General features: G+C 72.5%; 16 protein-coding genes. 7 read left to right on the top strand and 9 right to left on the bottom strand.

Annotation, left to right across the window (positions count from 1 at the left end):
- Both IE308_RS21775 and IE308_RS21770 read right to left on the bottom strand, forming a co-directional pair.
- On the bottom strand, window positions 1-1,893 hold the full coding sequence (locus IE308_RS21775) for an SCO2524 family protein (protein ID WP_190219207.1): 1,893 nt from the start codon (window positions 1,891-1,893) through the stop codon (window positions 1-3).
- 48 nt (window positions 1,894-1,941) lie between these two features.
- Window positions 1,942-2,694, bottom strand: a complete 753-nt coding sequence (locus IE308_RS21770) for an SCO2525 family SAM-dependent methyltransferase (RefSeq protein WP_308440121.1) — start codon at window positions 2,692-2,694, stop codon at window positions 1,942-1,944.
- Between the two features lie 94 nt (window positions 2,695-2,788).
- Between IE308_RS21770 and IE308_RS21765 the strand changes: the two genes are divergently transcribed.
- Complete coding sequence (locus IE308_RS21765) at window positions 2,789-3,253, top strand: GNAT family N-acetyltransferase (protein ID WP_190219205.1); 465 nt, start codon at window positions 2,789-2,791, stop codon at window positions 3,251-3,253.
- Between the two features lie 97 nt (window positions 3,254-3,350).
- On the top strand, window positions 3,351-4,826 hold the full coding sequence (locus IE308_RS21760) for an alpha/beta hydrolase (protein ID WP_373314565.1): 1,476 nt from the start codon (window positions 3,351-3,353) through the stop codon (window positions 4,824-4,826).
- 35 nt (window positions 4,827-4,861) lie between these two features.
- Here the strand turns inward: IE308_RS21760 and IE308_RS21755 are convergent, their stop codons facing one another.
- Window positions 4,862-5,299 carry a protein-tyrosine phosphatase family protein gene (locus IE308_RS21755; RefSeq protein WP_190219203.1) on the bottom strand — a complete coding sequence of 146 codons (438 nt, stop codon included), beginning with the start codon at window positions 5,297-5,299 and terminating at the stop codon, window positions 4,862-4,864.
- A gap of 80 nt (window positions 5,300-5,379) precedes the next feature.
- Here IE308_RS21755 and IE308_RS21750 point away from each other — a divergent pair, with 80 nt between their 5' ends.
- Together IE308_RS21750 and IE308_RS21745 are read left to right on the top strand one after the other, a co-directional pair.
- Window positions 5,380-5,916, top strand: a complete 537-nt coding sequence (locus IE308_RS21750) for a SigE family RNA polymerase sigma factor (protein ID WP_110628056.1) — start codon at window positions 5,380-5,382, stop codon at window positions 5,914-5,916.
- A complete protein-coding gene (locus tag IE308_RS21745; protein WP_308440120.1) occupies window positions 5,913-6,890 on the top strand; it encodes a hypothetical protein in 978 nt (325 codons plus the stop codon). The genes IE308_RS21750 and IE308_RS21745 overlap by 4 nt, the downstream gene beginning before the upstream one ends.
- Window positions 6,891-6,944: 54 nt before the next feature.
- On the opposite strand, the gene IE308_RS21740 is transcribed toward IE308_RS21745, so the two are convergent.
- Window positions 6,945-7,832, bottom strand: coding sequence for a helix-turn-helix domain-containing protein (locus IE308_RS21740; RefSeq protein ID WP_190219202.1), 888 nt, complete (start codon window positions 7,830-7,832; stop codon window positions 6,945-6,947).
- A 228-nt stretch (window positions 7,833-8,060) separates the two neighbouring features.
- Between IE308_RS21740 and IE308_RS21735 the strand changes: the two genes are divergently transcribed.
- The gene (locus IE308_RS21735) at window positions 8,061-9,512 is read left to right on the top strand and encodes an MFS transporter (protein ID WP_190219201.1); all 1,452 of its coding nucleotides are present in this window, start codon (window positions 8,061-8,063) and stop codon (window positions 9,510-9,512) included.
- 28 nt (window positions 9,513-9,540) lie between these two features.
- Here IE308_RS21735 and IE308_RS21730 read toward each other — a convergent pair whose 3' ends face one another.
- The 5 genes from IE308_RS21730 to leuA form a co-directional block, all read right to left on the bottom strand.
- The gene (locus IE308_RS21730; protein WP_110628059.1) at window positions 9,541-10,206 is read right to left on the bottom strand and encodes a response regulator; all 666 of its coding nucleotides are present in this window, start codon (window positions 10,204-10,206) and stop codon (window positions 9,541-9,543) included.
- Window positions 10,207-10,237: 31 nt separating this feature from the next.
- Window positions 10,238-11,479, bottom strand: a complete 1,242-nt coding sequence (locus tag IE308_RS21725; protein ID WP_190219200.1) for a sensor histidine kinase — start codon at window positions 11,477-11,479, stop codon at window positions 10,238-10,240.
- Window positions 11,480-11,485: 6 nt separating this feature from the next.
- Window positions 11,486-13,558, bottom strand: a complete 2,073-nt coding sequence (locus tag IE308_RS21720) for an MMPL family transporter (protein ID WP_190219199.1) — start codon at window positions 13,556-13,558, stop codon at window positions 11,486-11,488.
- A 182-nt stretch (window positions 13,559-13,740) separates the two neighbouring features.
- Complete coding sequence (locus IE308_RS21715; protein ID WP_110628062.1) at window positions 13,741-14,436, bottom strand: tellurite resistance TerB family protein; 696 nt, start codon at window positions 14,434-14,436, stop codon at window positions 13,741-13,743.
- 177 nt (window positions 14,437-14,613) lie between these two features.
- A complete protein-coding gene (leuA, locus tag IE308_RS21710) occupies window positions 14,614-16,335 on the bottom strand; it encodes a 2-isopropylmalate synthase (RefSeq protein ID WP_110628063.1) in 1,722 nt (573 codons plus the stop codon).
- Window positions 16,336-16,670: 335 nt separating this feature from the next.
- On the opposite strand from leuA, the gene IE308_RS21705 reads away from it, so the two are divergent.
- On the top strand, window positions 16,671-17,741 hold the full coding sequence (locus tag IE308_RS21705; protein WP_190219198.1) for a M4 family metallopeptidase: 1,071 nt from the start codon (window positions 16,671-16,673) through the stop codon (window positions 17,739-17,741).
- Window positions 17,742-17,762: 21 nt separating this feature from the next.
- The gene (locus IE308_RS21700) at window positions 17,763-18,029 is read left to right on the top strand and encodes a protealysin inhibitor emfourin (protein WP_110628065.1); all 267 of its coding nucleotides are present in this window, start codon (window positions 17,763-17,765) and stop codon (window positions 18,027-18,029) included.
- The last annotated feature ends 27 nt before the right edge of the window (window positions 18,030-18,056 follow it).

Below are 18,056 nucleotides of genomic sequence, written 5' to 3'. Positions count from 1 at the left end.
TCACGCTCCCCTGTCGGCGGCCTCGCGGGCCCGGGCGAGTGCGTCGAGCTGGCCCAGGACGTCGAGGGCGAGCGCGCACGCGGTGCCGGGCTGCGCGTCCAGCAGGCCGCGGGCGCGGCCCAGTTTGGCCTCGATGCTGCGCAGTTGCAGACCGCGCTTGCCGTCGTCGCGGGGTGCCGGTTCCATCTGCTCAGCGCCGAGGAGCTGGGCGGCCTCGCTGAGCAGGGCCTGTGCGAGCACTGCCACGCCGGTGCTGCGGATCGGGGGCTGCCGGTACATGTGATGGGCCTGGACCATCGCCTCGACGACGCGCTCGGTGATGCTCCAGGAGACGGGAGGGGATGTGGAAGGGGCCGGTACGCCGGTGGCCGGGCCGGGGTGGACGGCCTGAACGTTGTCCCACAGGCCGAGTCCCTCTCCGTCGCGGATACGGCGTCGCCAGACGTGGTCGAAGACGTCCTCGGCGAGCCGCAGCAGCCGGTCGTGCGCGACGCTGCCGCGGGAGAGCGTGCGCAGTTGGACGGTCCGCTTCAGCAGCTGGGCCGAGAAGTCGTTCACGCGCCAGTGCAAGGGCGGTCCGAGCCGTTCGCTGCCCTGCAGCGGCACGGTGACGCCGGGATCGTGCAGCCGGATCATGGGGTCGTCGTGGGCCATGCGGCTGGTAATGCGGCCGCGTTCGGCAAGACGTTCCATGACGCCGACGGCGCGCACGAGGTCGTCGTCGGTGGCGCGGCGGCGCATCAGGTCGTGGACGAGGATGGCGGCGACGGACAGGGAGAGGTACTCGGACTCCAGCCGCTGCCCGGTCGCCCGCCAGGGGATGTCCTCCAGCGGCCAGCGGTCGGGGTCGAAGCGGGCGAGGCCGGACCAGAACTGCTGGGTGAGTTCCCAGCGCAGCCGGAGGGCCTCGGCGAGCTGCTGCTGCTGGGCGTCGAGCAGGCCCAGGGTCAGGGTGCGCTCGGAGAACAGGTCCTGGATGCCGTCGAGGGCGACGACGGTGAAGTACAGGGAGGGCACCGGGTCGGCGACGCCGTCGGGCTGGGCGACGACCGTCTCGGCGACGCCGTAGGGCCGTGCGGCGACCGCCTCGTCGAGCTGGACGGCGGGGGCGTCCCGGACGACGCTCCAGGCCCAGCCGATCTCGAAGAACCGGTCGTCGTCCCGCAGCCCTTCCTCCACGTCGATGCCGAGGTGGAGGCTTTCGGTGACGGTCGCCCGCAGCGGCCCGAAGCGGTGCTGGAACCTCTGCAGCGCGTGCCGCTGCGAGAGCCGGTCCCCGCCGAGCAGGTCGGTGAGGGTGCGGCCCTGGACGGAGTCGGCGTCGAAGACGCTGACGGTGAAGGAGCGCAGCAGGTTCACCATGGCGGCCGTCAGCCGGACTCTGGCGGCCTCGCGCAGTTCGGCGATCGTCTCGCGGACGGTGTCGCGCCGGGTCTTGACCTCGTAACCCTTGAGGAAGCCGAGCGTGGCCAGGCACAGGGTGACCGACATGGAGAAGGAGTCCACGACTCCGAGCCGCCGCTGCGCTTCGGTGATCTCCCCGGCCGTGTCGTCGACTGGGCAGAAGTAGCCGCCCGCGAAGGTGGGTGACTTGTCGTCGCCGGTGTGGGTGCGCATGAACTCGGCGGCGGCGTCGACGACACCGGCGGGGAGGTCGAGCCGGCCGCCGGCCTTGCGCAGGGCCTGCAGGACGTCTTCCTCCGTGTTGTCGGGGTCGTCAAGGCGGAAGGCCCGTAACTCCGTGGCCGGGTAGAGCAGGCAGAGCAGGCCTTCGGCGTCGGCGACGCTGTTCTCGCCGTCCCAGGTGCCTGCCGTCCATTGGCCGTGGTGAAAGGAATGGCGGGCGATCGCCTGCCAGATGTCCAGCAGGTGCTGGCGTGGCTTGATCCGCAATCTCTGCGCCCCCTCACAGATCGCGTCGCATCGCCCCTTCGGGAATGTCTACCTACCCGTGCCGCGGAATCCGCAAGCCACGATCATGGACGTGTAACCGGGGCGTACGGCGTCGGGCTGCCCGACCCGGAACATCGAGATCCCCACGGCGTCGACCGCGATCGCCGCCTCGATCTCCTCCTCGCCGACATTGCAGGCGGGGAAATGTGTGGCACCGACGTCGTACCCGCTGGAGTGCTCCATGAACGCGGCGGCGAACGGCGCGCCGGGAGTGAGGGCGAGCAGGAAGCATTCGACGGCCTCCTGGAATTCGTCGCGGCTCGTGGAGAGGGATTCGGCGACGAAGAACATGGTGCCGACGGACCAGTGTTCCCGCCTGTCCCGCAGGGCGAAGAGGTCGCCCCGCCTGACCCGGGTGACCTCGCTGAACCTCTTCCTCGGCCCACCCGGAAGCGAGGCGTAGGCTGCGTCCGCGCACAGCAGTTCCCAGAACGCGTCCCATCCGGGGTCGTAGGACTGCTGTTGCGCCCGCAGGTAGAGCTCATTGCGCGGGGACCGGTCGAGCAGGGTGATCTCGTCGCACCAGGGCAGCATCGTGAAGGCCGGATAGAGATTGGCCCCGGCCCCGACGTCGATGCCCCGGGCGGGACGGTCGGGACGGGTGCGGAAATGGTCGGCGAAGTGGGCGCGGACGATCGAAACGATCTCCCGGTCCTCTTGGATCACGGTCTTGTAGTTGTGCTCGACGTACGCCTGTGGGTCGAAGGCGTCCCAGGGAGCTTCCCTGTTCAACTGCGACACGTTCCCGGGTGATCCCAGATGCATGCCTCACCGTACCAAGATCGGAAAGGCTGTCGACTTGAACTGCCCCGCTCCGGAGGGCAATTCTGGTCGAATGCCCGATCTTCGCCCCACCCCGCTCATCCGCACGGCCCGCGAAAAAGATCTTCCGGACGTGGTCCGCCTCGACAACGCGGTCTTCTCTTTCGATCCCTATCCGTACTTCGTCCTGCGTCAGCTTTTCGACGCACACGGCGACCATATGTTCGTCCTCTACGAAGGCGAGGAACTGATCGGCTACATCCTGTTCGCCACCAGCCGCACGAACTCGGCAGCCTGGGGCCTCAGCCTCGCCGTCGCCGAGGGACACCGTGGCCGCGGGATGGCCCGACGGCTGCTGCTCAAGGCGCTGGAGCGGCTGCGCGACGAGGGTGTCGAGGAGGCCCGCCTGGCCGTGGAACCGGCGAACACCGCGGCGATCGCGCTGTACGGCTCGCTGGGGTTCACGTCCGAGGGGGAGGTACACGAGGCGTACTTCGGCCCCAGCGGGGACCGGCTGCTGATGTCGCTCAAGCTGTGAACCGTACCCCGACGGTGGAGTAATCCCCCGCAACGGCCCGGCGGCCAGCCGGATGTGACGGTGCGTCGGGGGCGGCCAGGCTGCTCGTATGAAGCAGATGACGAAGGGCGCAGCCCTCCTCGCCGCGACCACCGCCTCTCTGGCTCTCGCCGTGCCCGTGTCCGCGTCCGCATCCGGCTCCGCCGGGGCCGGGGCGCTGCGCTGGACGGCGTGCCAGGGCAGCGGTCTCGACCCCCGCCAGCAGTGCGCCACCGTCGAGGTGCCGATGGACTACGCCGACCCCGGCGGGCGGACCGTCGACATCGCGATCTCCCGGATCCCCAGCGAGAAGCCGTCGGCCCGCCGGGGCGCCCTGCTGATGATCCCGGGCGGTCCCGGCGGCGACAGCCTGCGTGATCCCTCGGAGCGGGGCCGCAGGATGCCGCAGTCGGTGCGGGACGCCTACGACCTGATCGGTTTCGCGCCGCGCGGCAACGCCCCGTCGACGCCGGTGAGCTGCGGGCTGGACCGCGGCGACCTCGCCCGGACCAAGCTGCTCCCCTGGCCCGCCCCAGACGGGTCGGTCGCCGCCAACATGGCTTTCGCGCGCCGTGTGTCGGACGCCTGCGCGCGCAACGGCGGCGAGCTGATGCGGCACATCAGCACGAAGAACAACGCCCGGGACATCGACCGCATCCGGGCCGCCCTCGGCGAACGGAAGCTGTCCGCCTGGGGCGTCTCCTACGGCACCTACATCGGCGCCGCCTACGCCGAGATGTTCCCCCACCGCACCGACCGGATCGTGCTGGACAGCAACGACCACCCGGACCCGGTGCGGGCGGAGCGCGTCTGGCTCGCCGCGTTCGAGCGGGGCGTCGAGGACACCTTCCCCGAGTTCGCCGCGTGGGCGGCCGCGCCCGGCAACCCCTACCGGCTGGCCGGCACCGCCGCCGAGGTGCGGCCGATGTTCCTGCGGCTCGCCGCGCGGCTGGACCGCGACCCCATCCCCTGGCCGGGCGCCAACCCGCCGGAGCTGAACGGCAACGTGCTGCGCCAGACCATGCTGGACAGCTTCTACGACCCCGACGACTTCCCCGCCCTGGCGCAGCTGATCCTGGCGGCCCACAAGGGCACGCTGCCGCCGGCGCCGCCGTCCCCGCCCGAGGAGGCTCTGCAGAACTACACGGCGGTCGGCGCCGCCACCCTGTGCAACGACGCCGCCTGGCCCCGCACGGCCGACGCCTACGAGCGGGACGTGGCGCGCAGCCGGGCCGAGCACCCGCTGACTGCGGGCATGCCGCGCAACGCCATGGTGTGCGCCGCGTGGCCGTGGCCGCCGCGGGAGGCGCCGCTCCGGGTCACCGACCGCGGCCCGTCGAACATCCTGCTCATACAGAACGCCCGTGACGTGGCCACCCCGCTGTCCGGCGCCCGCAAGCTGCGCGCCGCGCTCGGCGACCGGGCCGTCATGGTGGTCAACGACTCCACGGGCCACGACGCCTACCTCGGCAACGGAACCGCCTGCGGTGACCGGACGGTCTCCCGCTTCCTGGCCACCGGGGAGCGGCCCGGCGGAGATCTGTTCTGCCGCTGAGGCCGCCGGCAGCGGGCAGTCCGCCCGGCACCGGTTCACCGGAACCGGCGCACGTACCGCCGCTGCCAGGGTGTCTCCACCGCGCGCCGGTGGTAGTGGGCGCGGACGTAGTCCACCGCCCGCTCGGCCGGTACGCCGTCCAGGACGGCCAGGCAGGCCAGGGCCGTCCCGGTGCGGCCCCGGCCACCGCCGCAGGCGATCTCCACCCGGCCGTCGCCGGCCCGCTCCCACGCCTCGGTGAGGATCGCGCGGGCCGCCTCCCGGTCCGCGGGCAGCCGGAAGTCGGGCCAGCGGATCCAGCGCGACTCCCAGGAGGTTGCCGGGGGGTGCCCGCCGAGCAGATACACGCCGTACGTCGGATCGGGCGCCGCCGGGTCGGGCGGGCGGCGCAGGCCCCGCCCCCGCACCAGGCGCCCGGACGGCAGCCGCACCACGCCGGTCTGCCCCTCTCGCCACAGAAGTCCGTCACTCATCCGGCCATTCGAACCCGATGCCGTCTCCCGGGCAACCGATTCCGGCCGGGCGGTGGTCTGGAGGGCGAGGAGGGTGCTTGATGCAGGCCGAACTAGAGGAGCGGTTCCAGGAATTCGTCCGGGCGCGCTGGTCGCACCTGGTGCGGACCGCCTATCTGCTCACGGGCGACGCCCACCACGCCGAGGATCTGACACAGACGGCGCTGGCGAAGGCGTTCCGGTCGTGGCGGCGGGTGGCGCGGGCCGACAACCCGGAGGCGTACGTGCGCCGGATGCTGGTCAGCTGCAACAGCGACCGCTTCCGCAAGCGGCGCGTCACGGAGGCGCTGACCGCGGCGCCCCCGGAGGTGGCGGGGCGGGACGAGGCGGCGTCCTGGGCGGACGAGCGGGGCGCGCTGATGACGGCGCTGGCGGGACTGCCGCCGCGGCAGCGCGCGGTGGTGGTGCTGCGGTACTGGGAGGACCTGTCGGAGGCGGAGGTGGCCGACACGCTCGGCTGCTCGCCGGGGACGGTCAAGAGCCAGGCCTCGAAGGGGCTGGCGAAGTTGCGTACGTATCCGGGGCTCGTCCAGCTGGCGGGCGGGGCCGTGGCAGGCGGGCAGGGAGGCGGCAGGTGAACGACAGCGGACGGGACGGACGGGACGAGCGCGGCACGCAGGACGCGCGGGGCGGCTTCGAGGAGCGCATGCGCGAGCTGCTCGCCGAGGACGCGTACACGATCCGGCCGTCGCCGGCGCCGTATCCGGCGATCCGGCGGCGGGGCGTGCTGGAGCGGCGGCGGCGCGCGGCGGCGGCCGGCGCGGTGGTCGCGGTGCTGGCGGCGCTGCCGGTGGGGGCGTACGCGCTGGGCGGTGACGGAAGGGGCGGCTCGGACACGGCCGCGCCCCGGCCGTCGGCGACCGCACCGCACGGCCAGGCGTCCACCGGCTCCCCGGCGGCGCCGTCGCCGTCCGGACCGGAACGGCCCGCCACACCGGGTCAGTTGCTGGACGGCATCAGCTTCGCGCAGGCCACGCGGGGGCTGGAGCAGTGCCTCGCCTTCGACGCGGACAGGATCAAGTCGCTGCCGAAGAACAGTCCCTCGCGCAGCACGGGCGGCCTGGGCCGGGCCTCGGAGTACCGGATCATCCTGGCGATGCGCAGCACCGGCGACACCAACGCCCCCGGTGACGGCATCCATGTCGTCGCCGTCAAGGAGCGGCCGCAGCAGACCCGGTTGATCTGCACGATCCGCGACGGGCAGCCGGGCCTGAACACCAGCGTCGGCGGCACGGCCGGGGACGCGGCCCACCCGGTGTACCCGGACATCAACAGCGGCAAGCTCTACCAGCAGTCCTTCCTCGACAAGGGCAACTGGAAGCTGCCTTTCCGCTGGGGGATCGTCGGCACGGTACAGCCGTCGGTGGCCCGGGTGACCGTCTCCTACGGCGACAGCAGTGCCGAGGCGGTGCTGGACCACGGCTGGTTCGTGGCGTCCGGCACGCTGCACCAGCAGGTCACGAAGGCACCGCACGTCAAGGGCTACGACGCGGCGGGCAAGCTCGTCTACGACTCCGACCGGGACAAGGAGTACGAGAAGACCCTTCCCTGAGCGGCGGGGGGATCGGCACCTGAAAGCCGCGCGACCGGCAGCTCTCTGACTGTGTCAGTCGACGGACATGGGCAGGTCGGTGTTCGGCACGCGGATCGTGGAGGCGAGCAGCCGCAACGCCGCCTCCGACTCCGTGCCGACCCTGGCGGTGTAGGCGATCACGCGCTGGCCGGACTCGCCGGGGACCAGCAGGCTCTGGAAGGACAGCTCCATGGAGCCGACCAGGGGGTGCTCGATCTCCTTGACGCCGGCGACACAGGTGCGCACCGGGTGCCGGGCCCAGCGTTCGGCGAACTCCTCGCTGTTCATGATGAGTTCGCCGACCAGCTCGGCGAGCTGCTTGTCGTGCGGGTAGCGGCCGGCGACGAGCCGCAGCGAGGCGACCGCGAGGGTGGCCTCCTCCTGCCAGTGCGGGTAGAGGGCGCGGGTGCGCTCGTCCAGGAAGAGCATCCGGGTCAGGTTGGGGCGGCGCGCGGGGTGGTCGGGGGCGTCGGCGTCCAGGTGCATGCCCAGCAGCAGATGGCCCATCGCGTTCCAGGCGAGGACGTCGTTGCGGCGGTCCAGGACCAGGGCGGGGGTGTCCGTGAACGTGTCGATGAGCTGGCGCACCCCCGGCTCGGCGCTCTCGGCGCGCGGGAGCCGGGCCCGGCGGGCGGTGACCGTCTCCGGCCGGGCGAGGTCCATGAGGTGGCCGTACTCGTCGGGGGTCAGGCGCAGGGTGCGGGCGATCGCGTCGAGGACGGAGTCGGAGACGTGGTTGATCCGGCCCTGTTCCAGCCGGGTGTAGTGGGTGACGCTCAGTCCTGCCGCCAGCGCCACCTCCTCGCGGCGCAGCCCCGGCACCCGGCGTCGCTCCGCGAACTGCGGCAGCCCGATCTCCTCGGGGGTCAGGGCGGCCCGGCGGCTGCGCAGGAAGTCGCTCAGTTCGGAGAAGTCAGGCATGGCGGCGGCCCTTCCGGTGATCCCGTGCTGCGGTGACATGTACCCGTGCCTTCGGTGCAACGGGCGCAGGGGGGCCGCTGCTTCCCGCGCCGGGTGGTCCTGTTCTGACTACCCAAGCGGCGCCCCGTCAGCGGGTGAAGGGTGCGTTTCGGGGACTGGGTAGGTCGCCGCGGCGGTCGCAGGATTCCTTCCGTCGAAGCCTCTCGACGGGACTCGGAAGGGAATCTCATGTCTGTTGTGGACGGTGTGTCGGAGGGAACGGTCGCCGCCGGGCCGGCCGGTGCGCGGGAGGAGGCCGCACCGCACCGGTTGACGCCGCGGATGCGGCTGACGCTGGTGGTGCTGCTGGTCGCGCAGTTCATGCTGGCGGTGGACTTCTCCATCCTGAACGTGGCGTTGCCGGTGATCGGTGAGGGGCTGGGCTTCTCGCTGGCGGACCTGCAGTGGATCGCGACCGCGTTCGCGCTGTGCGCGGCCGGGTTCACCCTGCTGTTCGGCCGGGTCGCGGACCTGTTCGGCCGCCGCCGGCTGTTCCTGGGCGGCCTGGCCGTCCTGGGCGCCGCGTCCCTGGCGGGCGGTCTGGCCACCGGCCCGGAGGTGCTGATCGCCGCCCGCGTCCTGCAAGGACTGGCCACCGCCGCGGTCACCCCGGCCGGGCTGTCCCTGCTGACCACGTCCTTCCCCGTGGGCCCCCTGCGGGAGCGGGCCCTGGGCCTCAACGGGGCGCTGATGTCGGCCGGTTTCACCACCGGCGCGATCCTCGGCGGCGTCCTGACGGACCTGCTGTCCTGGCGGTGGTCGTTCCTGATCAACGTGCCCGTGGCCGCGGCCGTCCTGGTCGTCGCACCGATGGTGCTGGCCGAGTCCCGCCCCCGGGTCCGTCCCCGCCTGGACCTGCCCGGCGCCCTGTCGGTCACCCTGGGCCTGCTGGCGGTGGTGTACGGCTTCAGCCGGGCCGGCGAGCACGGCTGGTCCGAGCCGGCCGCGCTGACCGTGCTGGCCGCGGGTGTGGTCCTGCTGGTGGTGTTCTACTTCGTCGAGCGGGCCGGCAGCGCCCCCCTCGTTCCGGTCACCGTGCTGGCCCGGCGCACCGTCGCCTGGGGGAACATCGCCGGCGTCCTCGCCTTCGTCACCGAGACCTCGCTGGTCTTCCTGCTGACCCTCTACCTCCAGCAGGTCCTGGGCTTCTCCGCGCTCGCGGCCGGGCTGTCCTTCGGCGTCCTGGGCCTGGGCACCGTCCTGGGCGGCACCCTCGCCCCCAGGGTCATCGCCCGTACCGGCACCCGCGCCGCCCTGGTCACCGGCGCCCTGGTGCAGGCCGCCGCCACGGCCGCCCTGCTGGGGCTGGGCACCGACCGTGACAGCCTGGCCCTGCTGCTGCCCGCGACCTTCGTCGGCGGCGTCGGCAACATGCTCCTCATCGTCGGGTTCATGGTGACCGCCACCAGCGGCCTGCCCGACCACGAACAGGGCATGGCGACCGGCCTGGCCACCATGAGCCAGCAGATCGGCATCACCATGGGCACACCCGTCATGAGTGCCGTCGCGACCGGCGCGATGACCGGCACCACCGTCACCGGGATCCTGCACGGCATCCGCGCCGCCGTCGCCGTCGACACGGCCCTGGTCCTGGTCACCGCGCTCACGGCCGCCCTGTTCCTGCGGCGCCCCGCGAAGTAGCCCGCGGGCCCGGCCGGAGCACCCCGCCTCACACCGCCCCCGGCGACACCAGCCCCGACTCGTAGGCCACGATGACCAGTTGGGCCCGGTCCCGGGCGCCGACCTTGCCCATGATGCGGCTGACGTGGGTCTTCGCGGTGAGCGGGCTCAGGCCGAGGGCCTCGGCGATCTCCGTGTTGTTCAGGCCGCGGGCGACGAGGGTCAGCACCTCGCGCTCGCGGTCGGACAGGCACTCGGGACCGCCGGCCGACGGCAGGGGCGCGGGGTTGCGCAGGAAACGGGCGATCAGACGGGCCGTCGGGCCGGGCGACAGCAGCGCCTCCCCCGCGGCGACCGTGCGGATCGCGTCGAGCAGGTCGGCCGGGCGGGTGTCCTTCACCAGGAAGCCGGACGCGCCCGCGCGCAGCGCGTCGACGATGTGCTCGTCGGTGTCGTACGTCGTCAGCACGAGGACCTTCACCCCGGCCAGGTCCTCGTCCGCGGCGATGACCCGCGTCGCCTCGATGCCGTCCAGATCGGGCATGCGGATGTCCATCACGATCAGGTCGGCGCGCTCGCGGCGGGCCAGCTCGACCGCCTCCCGCCCGGTCGCCGCCTGCCCCACCACCTCCATGTCGGGGGCGGACTCGACGAGCATGGCGAACGCGGCCCGGACCAGGGTCTGGTCGTCGGCGAGCAGGACACGGACGGTCACGCGGCTCCCTCCAGCGGCGGCGGTACGGCGGTCACGCGGCTCCCTCCAGCGGCAGTACGGCGGTCACTTCGAAGCCCCGGCCGGGCAGCGGGCCCGCCTCCAGCGTGCCGCCGACGCTGCGGGCCCGCTCCCGCATGCCGACGAGGCCGAAGCCCGGGGTGCCGGCGCCGGTGCCGGCGCCGTCGTCGGTCACCCGCACCCGCAGGGCGGCCCCGTCGCGGTGCACCCGCACCCGCACCGTCAGGTCGTCCCGCCCGCCGTGCCGTACGGCGTTGGTGAGCGCCTCCTGCACGATGCGGTAGGCGGCGGCGCCCACCGCGGGCGGCACCTCGCCGGCCGTCACCGCCAGCTCGACCCCGGCGCCCGCCACCCGGGCCGCCTCGGCCAGGTCGGCCAGCCCGTGCAGGCCGGGCAGCGGGCCCCGGACCTCGCCGGTCCCCTGGTCGCGCAGCACCTCCAGCGTCGTCCGCAGCTCACCGCGCGCGCTGCGGCAGGTCTCGGCGATCTCGTCGAGGGCCTTGGCGACGGCGGCCCGGTCCAGCCGCTCGGGGTCGGCGTTCAGCACATGCGCGGCGACCGAGGTCTGCACGCCGATCAGGGTGATGCTGTGGGCGAGCAGGTCGTGCAGGTCGCGGGCGATGCGCAGGCGTTCCTCGGCGACACGGCGGCGGGCCTCCTCCTCGCGGGTGCGCTCCGCGCGTGCGGCGCGTTCGAGGGCGGCGGCCACGTACTCGCGGTGGACGCGGACGTAGCTGCCGAACAGCAGGACGGCGGCGATCCAGCCGGAGATCCGCAGGATCTCGCCGATGCGCTGCGGGTTCACACTGGCGTTGACGACGACGGTGAGGCCGATGACCGTCAGGCCGGTGTACAGGGAGCGGCGGGCGCTGCCGCTCACCGCGACCGTGTAGAGGGCGATCACGGTCGCCGGGGTGGCGGCGCTGTGGGTGTATTCGAGGGCGTGGTACGGGGTGGCGCAGCAGGCCACCGCGAAGAGGACGGCCAGCGGCCGTCGTCGCCGCCACACGAGCGGGACGTGGGCGGCGAGCAGCAGGGACCAGCCGAGCGCGTCCTCGCGGCGTCCGTCGTGCATGAGCAGTCCGAGGACGACGGCGAGGAGGGCGGCGGCCGCGGCGAGCAGGGCGTCGGCGCGGAGGGAGGAGGGGCGCGGCGCCCGGCCGGTGCCGGGTGTGCCGTGGACGACGCGCAGGACCCGTTCGGCGACGGTGCCATCCGTGGTCACGGCTCCTCCCTTCCTCTCTCCGCGCCTCATCCTGCCTCAGACCGGCTCGGGCACCCGCGGGGTTTCGGTCTCCGGTGCCCGGGAGAGCCGTCCCGGCCACCACACCGTGCGGCCCAGGGCCACGGCGGCGCTGGTCACCAGGTAGGTGCGGACCAGGAAGGTGTCCAGCAGCACTCCGACGGAGATCACGAACCCGAGTTCCACGAGCTGCACCAGGCCCATGTTCATCAGCACCGCGAAGGTGGCCGCGAGCACCAGCCCGGCGGAGGCGATGACCCCGCCGGTCGTGCGCAGCGCGGTCAGCGCGGCGGCGGACGGTTCGGCGCCCCGCAGGGACTCCTCCCGCATCCGGTGCATGAGGAAGATGCCGTAGTCGACGCCGAGGGCGACGAGGAAGACGAAGGACAGCAGGCCGAGTCCCGGATCGGTGCCCTCGAAGCCGAACAGCGGCCCGAACACCAGCCCGCCGAGGCCCAGTGCCGCGCCCCACACGGCGACCACGGCGAAGGTGAGGATCAGCGGGGCGACGAGCGAGCGCAGCAGGGCGACGAGGATGAGCAGCACCGACAGCAGCACGAGGGGGACGACGATGAGCCGGTCGCGGGCGTTGGTGTCCTTCAGGTCGATCTGCTGGGCGCTGGGCCCGCCGACGTAGGAGTCCTTCAGCTCGTCCCGCAGCCGCTCGATGGTGCGGGTCTCGGCCGGGGTCTGCGGCGGCGCGGAGGCGGTGACGGAGATCTCGGTCCAGCCGCCGCCGGTGCGCGTGATGCGGGCGTCGTCCACGCCGTCGACGCCGCGGATCGTGGTGAGGGCGGTGTCGGCGCCGCCCGCCGGGGTGAGGACGTCGATGGGCTGCGCGGAGTGCTCCGGGTAGGCGCGGGCGAGTGTCTCCAGCGCGGCGACGGACTCGGGCTTGTCGACGAAGGTGTCCTGCTGCTTGACCGCGCCGGGCAGGTTGAGCGCGCCCAGGGCGAGCGCGCCGAGGAGGAGGACACCGCCGAGCAGGACGGTGCGCGGGCGCCGCCCGGCGGAGCTGCCCATCGCCGCGAACAGGGAGCGGCGGACCTTGGGCGTGCTGCCGTAGGCCGGTACCAGCGGCCAGAAGACGCGGCGGCCGAACAGGACGAGCAGGGCGGGCAGCAGGGTGAGCATGGCGGCGAGCGCGCACAGCACTCCGACGGTGCCGAGCGGGCCCATCGCCCGGTTGGAGTTGAGGTCGGCGGCGAGCAGGCACAGCAGTCCGGCGGCGACGGTGCCGGAGGAGGCGAGGACGGCGGGCCCGCAGCCGCGCAGCGCCACCCGCATGGCGTCGTACGGCCGTTCGTGGCGCCGTAGCTCCTCGCGGTAGCGGGAGACCAGCAGCAGGGCGTAGTCGGTGCCGGCGCCGAAGACGAGGATCGTCATGATGCCGCTGCTCTGCCCGGAGACGGTGGTGCCGAACGCCTGGTGCAGGCCGTAGGCGACGCCGGTCGACAGGTAGTCGGCGATCCCGGCGACGACCAGCGGCACCAGCCACAGCACGGGGCTGCGGTAGATGAGAATGAGCAGGACGGCGACGACGCCGACCGTGGTGTAGAGCAGGGGGCCGCCGAGGGACTGGTAGATCTTGGAGGCGTCGGTGGCGAGTGCGCCGGGCCCGCCGACCTCGACGGTCAGCCCGTCCTGGCTGCGGGCGACGTCGCGGACGTCGTCGACGAGGGCGTCGCGCTTCTTCTCGTCGGTGCCGGGCTCGTTGCTGGCGACGGGGTACATCAGGGTCGTGCCGTCCTTCGACGGGATGCCCTGCGGGGTGCCGCCGGTCAGCGCGTGGGCGCCGGCGATCTCGGTGACCTGGCGTGCGGCGGTGGCGCGGTCGGCGGGGGTGAGGCCGCCGTCCCGGTGGTAGACGAGCACCAGTTCGGTGGTCTGGCCGCCCGGCAGCTTCTCCTGGAGCTTCGCCGCCTGCGTGGAGTCGGCGCTCGCGGGCAGGTAGTCGGTGACCCGGTCGTGCTGCACGTCGGCGAGTTTCGAGGCGAACGGCGACGCGCACGCGAGGATCCCCACCCACAGCGCGAGCATCACCCACGGAACGGCCCGGCGCCGCCCACCTGTTCTCTGTCCGGCCCCCATGAGTGGGCCCTCCCTCCGGCACGGTTGTCTGGATGCGGTTCCAGACTCCCGTCGGGAGGGGGCGGATTCGTCGCGCGGAAGGGCGAGTTCGGGGCTACTGCGGCGGGCGGCCGGAGGACGACGTTACTCCCTGGGGAGTAACGCCGGGGAGTACCGCCACCGGGTGTGTGCCGCCGGGCGGGCTACGACGGCGTGCGTGCCGCGGCCAGCAGGCGGGTGACGTCGTCGGTGTCGATGGTGAGGGCCGCGCCGACGGTGGCGAGGGCCTCCCGTTCGGCCGGTGTGTACGGCCCGTCGGCGAGGGCGATCCGGGCGCCCTGCAGGAGAATCGATTCGCGTCCGACGGGCGCGAGGTGCGGGGCGAGCGGGTCCAGGGCCTCGTGCAGCTCTATGGCCAGCCCGGCCCCGCAGGGCCCGCCGAGGACCCGCCCGGTGTCCTGGGCCAGCGCCTCGACGAGCGCGGCCAGCTGGTCCTCGGTGCAGTCCCCGAGGCCCGCGGCGCGCACGGCGCTCGCGGCCGTCTCCAGGGCCGTACGCGACGAGGTGCCGCCCGCGGCCAGGACGGCGAGGGCGACGGTGTGGACGGCGTCGCGGAGCATCGCGGAGAAGCGGGTGGTGGTGGGGTGGTCGAGGGCGTCGGGCCCGAAGTGGCGGCAGCAGGAGGCGCACTCGACGACGGGCCCGGTCTCGCCGCGCGGCAGCACGGGTACGCCCAGCAGGGTGAACCGCCGGCGTCCGCTGAGCCGCTGGTAGTTGCGGTCGCCGCCGCAGCTCGGGCAGAAGAACTCGCCGTCGCCCAGGGGTGTCCAGGCGGTACGGGTGCCCAGGATGCGCGAAAGCCTGGTGGCACGGCCGTTACGTTCCCGTCCTGGCAGCACGTCGCACCTCCCGCGAAACGTGGCGGCAACATCGCCGCGCTTGCGTGATGTTAGCCACATCGGTGAGGCCGAGTCAGCACCCAGGACGAGACCTTTCCGTGACCTGGGGGGTGGAATGGCCGGAAACAGAGGGCCCCGCCCACCGGAAGGCCGGCGGGCGGGGCTTGTCCCACGGTGTCAGCGGGCCGCCCGGTTGACGGCGGACACAACGGCCTTCAGCGAGGCCCGGGTCGTGTTGGCGTCGATGCCGATGCCCCACAGCACCTTGTCCCCGATGGCGCACTCGATGTACGAGGCGGCCTGCGCGGAGGCGCCCTCGCTCATCGTGTGCTCCTGGTAGTCCAGCAGGCGTACGTCGATGCCGATGGACTCCAGCGCGTCGAAGAAGGCCGAGATGGGACCGTTGCCCGAACCGGTCAGGACGGTGTCCTGGCCGTCGACCGTGGCCTCGACCGTCAGCGTGTCCACGCCGTCGGTGTCGGTGGTGGACTGCCCGGTGCGGACCTGGATGCGGCCCCACGGGTTGTCCGGGTTCGGCAGGTACTCGTCCTGGAAGACCTCCCAGATCTCCTTCGGCGTGATCTCGCCGCCCTCGGCGTCCGTCTTCGCCTGGATGAGCCGGGAGAACTCGATCTGCATCCGGCGCGGCAGGTCGAGCTTGTGGTCGTTCTTCAGGACGTAGGAGATACCGCCCTTGCCGGACTGCGAGTTGACGCGGATGACCGCCTCGTAGGAGCGGCCGACGTCCTTCGGGTCGATCGGCAGGTACGGCACGGCCCACTCGATGTCGTCCACCGTGACGCCCTTGGCCTTGGCCTCGGCCTCCATGGCGTCGAAGCCCTTCTTGATGGCGTCCTGGTGGGAGCCGGAGAAGGACGTGTAGACCAGGTCGCCCACGTACGGGTGGCGGGGGTGGACCTCCATCTGGTTGCAGTACTCCCACGTACGACGGATCTCGTCGATGTCGGAGAAGTCGATCTGCGGGTCGACGCCCTGCGAGAACAGGTTCATGCCCAGGGTGACCAGGTCGACGTTGCCGGTGCGCTCGCCCTGCCCGAACAGGCAGCCCTCGACGCGGTCGGCGCCGGCCATCAGGGCCAGCTCGGCGGCGGCGACGGCGGTGCCGCGGTCGTTGTGCGGGTGGACCGACAGGCAGACGTACTCGCGGCGGGAGAGGTTGCGGTGCATCCACTCGAAGCGGTCGGCGTGGGTGGAGGGCGTGGAGCGCTCGACCGTGGCCGGCAGGTTCAGGATGATCTCGCGGCCGGGGCCGGGCTGCCAGACGTCCATGACCGCCTCGCAGACCTCCAGCGCGAAGTCCAGCTCGGTGTCGGTGAAGATCTCCGGGCTGTACTGGTAGCCGAAGTCGGTCTCCGGGCCCAGCAGCTTCTCGGCGTACTCCATCACCAGGCGGGTGCCGTCGACGGCGATCTGCTTGATGTCGTCCTTGGAGCCGCGGAAGACGACCCGGCGGAAGACCGGGGCGGTGGCGTTGTACAGGTGGACCGTGGCGCGGCGGGCGCCCTTCAGGGACTCGACGGTCCGCTCGATCAGGTCCTCGCGGGCCTGGGTGAGGACGGAGATGGTCACGTCCTCGGGGATCGCGCCCTCCTCCTCGATGATGGAGCGCACGAAGTCGAAGTCGGTCTGGCCGGAGGCGGGGAAGCCGACCTCGATCTCCTTGTAGCCCATCTTGACCAGCTGGTCGAACATCCGGCGCTTGCGCTCGGGCGACATGGGGTCGATCAGGGCCTGGTTGCCGTCCCGCAGATCGGTCGACAGCCAGCGCGGGGCTGCGGTGATCCGCTGGTTCGGCCAGCTGCGGTCGGGGATGTCGACCTGCTCGTAGCGGCCGTACTTGTGGATCGGCATGGGGCTGGGCTGCTGGCGGTTGGCCATGGTGCGAAGGCTCCTCATGGGGTGTCCGAGTGGACGGCCGACGACGCAACGCCAAGCTCCGCGGGGAGGGAGTCGGCCTCGACTACAGGCCCTCGCCGCGGCAGCTAAGGAGAAGCAGCCCGAAACGCATGATGCTCCGCATGCTAGCCGAGCCGTCCCCGGGCGCGGGGGGCCGTATCAGTATGCGGGACCCGACGCCCATACGGGACAAAAGGTGCGCGGCATCACACGGCCCTACCACGGCATCACCGTGCGTGGCGGTGACTGTCCGGCTATTTCACCAATCATGGTGGCAGGTAGTGACAGCCGCATCACGCAGTGCAAGGGTGCCGGGCATGACGACCCACGGGGGCTTCGAGCCCGTCTTCTGCACCGTCGTCCCGCCGCACATCCTCGACAGGCTGGCGCGCAACGACGACCCCGCTCTCTCCGGTCCCGCCCACCGCACCCTGGTGCGCGACAGCGAGCTGCGCGGCCGGCGCCGCGTGACGACCGAGTTCGCCCTCGCCCCCGCCCCGGCGGCGAAGGCACCCTCCGACCAGCCGCTGCGCACGATCTACGACGCCGGGCACGGCACCGCGTTGCCCGGCACCGAGGTCCGCCGCGAGGGCGGGGAGCCCGGCCGGGACGCCACCGTGAACCGCGCCTACGCGGGGCTCGGCGCCACCTTCGACCTCTTCCTGAAGGCCTACGGCCGCCACTCCATCGACGGCGACGGCCTCCCGCTGGACGCCACGGTCCACTACGACGAGGACTACAACAACGCCTTCTGGAACGGCGAGCAGATGGTCTTCGGCGACGGTGACGGCGAGATCTTCCTCGACTTCACCCTGCCGATCGACGTGATCGGCCACGAGCTGACGCACGGCGTCACCCAGTACACGGCCAACCTCACGTACTACGGCCAGCCGGGCGCGCTCAACGAGTCCATGTCGGACGTGTTCGGCTCGCTGATCAAGCAGTACTCGCTCGGCCAGACCGCCGCCGAGGCCGACTGGCTGATCGGCGCGGGCCTGCTCGCCGAGCGCGTCACCGGGGTCGCCCTGCGCTCGATGAAGGAGCCCGGCTCGGCCTACGACGACGACGTCCTCGGCAAGGACCCGCAGCCCGCGACCATGGACGACTACGTCCGCACCGGCCGCGACAACGGCGGCGTCCACATCAACTCCGGCATCCCGAACCACGCCTTCTACCTGGCCGCCACCCAGCTCGGCGGCCACGCCTGGGAGCGGGCCGGGCAGATCTGGTACGACGTGCTCACCGGCGGCGAATTGCGCCCGCAGGCCCTGTTCGCCGACTTCGCCGGCCTCACCGTCAAGGCGGCCCGCGCGCGCTACGGCGACGGCGGCGACGAGCACGAGGCGGTGCGCAAGGCCTGGGAGCAGGTGGGGGTGCGCACCCTGTAGGTCACGTACTAGACAGGGGGCATGCGGATTTCGGTAAGGCGCACGGGCGGTTTCGCGGGCATCGAGCGGTACGGCGAGGTGGACACCGCCGGCCGCCCGGACGACGGGGAGTGGCGGGCCCTGGCCCGGCAGGCGGTCGCCGCGGGCCGGGGCGCGCCGCCGGCCGGGGTGCCCGACGGCTTCGCGTACCGGATCACCGTGGACGACGAGACGGTGTACTGCGCGGACCCCCACCTGACCGGGGAGCAGCGCGAGCTGATCTCCCGGGTGCTGAAGGAAGGCGCGTAATTCGCCTTTGTGTGCGGGGGCGTTGAC

This window comes from Streptomyces griseosporeus (assembly GCF_014656055.1).
Lineage (GTDB): Bacteria > Actinomycetota > Actinomycetes > Streptomycetales > Streptomycetaceae > Streptomyces > Streptomyces griseosporeus.
The sequence above is the reverse complement of the archived record's forward strand: the minus strand, read 5'-3'. Positions and strand labels throughout refer to the sequence as shown.

What these genes read in the sequence shown, in the direction of transcription:
- IE308_RS21765 (WP_190219205.1), top strand. Translation starts at nt 2,789, where the DNA reads ATGCCCGATCTTCGCCCCACCCCGCTCATCCGCACGGCCCGCGAAAAA.
- IE308_RS21760 (WP_373314565.1), top strand. Translation starts at nt 3,351, where the DNA reads ATGACGAAGGGCGCAGCCCTCCTCGCCGCGACCACCGCCTCTCTGGCT.
- IE308_RS21755 (WP_190219203.1), bottom strand. Translation starts at nt 5,299, where the DNA reads ATGAGTGACGGACTTCTGTGGCGAGAGGGGCAGACCGGCGTGGTGCGG.
- IE308_RS21750 (WP_110628056.1), top strand. Translation starts at nt 5,380, where the DNA reads ATGCAGGCCGAACTAGAGGAGCGGTTCCAGGAATTCGTCCGGGCGCGC.
- IE308_RS21740 (WP_190219202.1), bottom strand. Translation starts at nt 7,832, where the DNA reads ATGCCTGACTTCTCCGAACTGAGCGACTTCCTGCGCAGCCGCCGGGCC.
- IE308_RS21735 (WP_190219201.1), top strand. Translation starts at nt 8,061, where the DNA reads ATGTCTGTTGTGGACGGTGTGTCGGAGGGAACGGTCGCCGCCGGGCCG.
- IE308_RS21725 (WP_190219200.1), bottom strand. Translation starts at nt 11,479, where the DNA reads ATGAGGCGCGGAGAGAGGAAGGGAGGAGCCGTGACCACGGATGGCACC.
- IE308_RS21720 (WP_190219199.1), bottom strand. Translation starts at nt 13,558, where the DNA reads ATGGGGGCCGGACAGAGAACAGGTGGGCGGCGCCGGGCCGTTCCGTGG.
- leuA (WP_110628063.1), bottom strand. Translation starts at nt 16,335, where the DNA reads ATGGCCAACCGCCAGCAGCCCAGCCCCATGCCGATCCACAAGTACGGC.
- IE308_RS21705 (WP_190219198.1), top strand. Translation starts at nt 16,671, where the DNA reads ATGACGACCCACGGGGGCTTCGAGCCCGTCTTCTGCACCGTCGTCCCG.
- IE308_RS21700 (WP_110628065.1), top strand. Translation starts at nt 17,763, where the DNA reads ATGCGGATTTCGGTAAGGCGCACGGGCGGTTTCGCGGGCATCGAGCGG.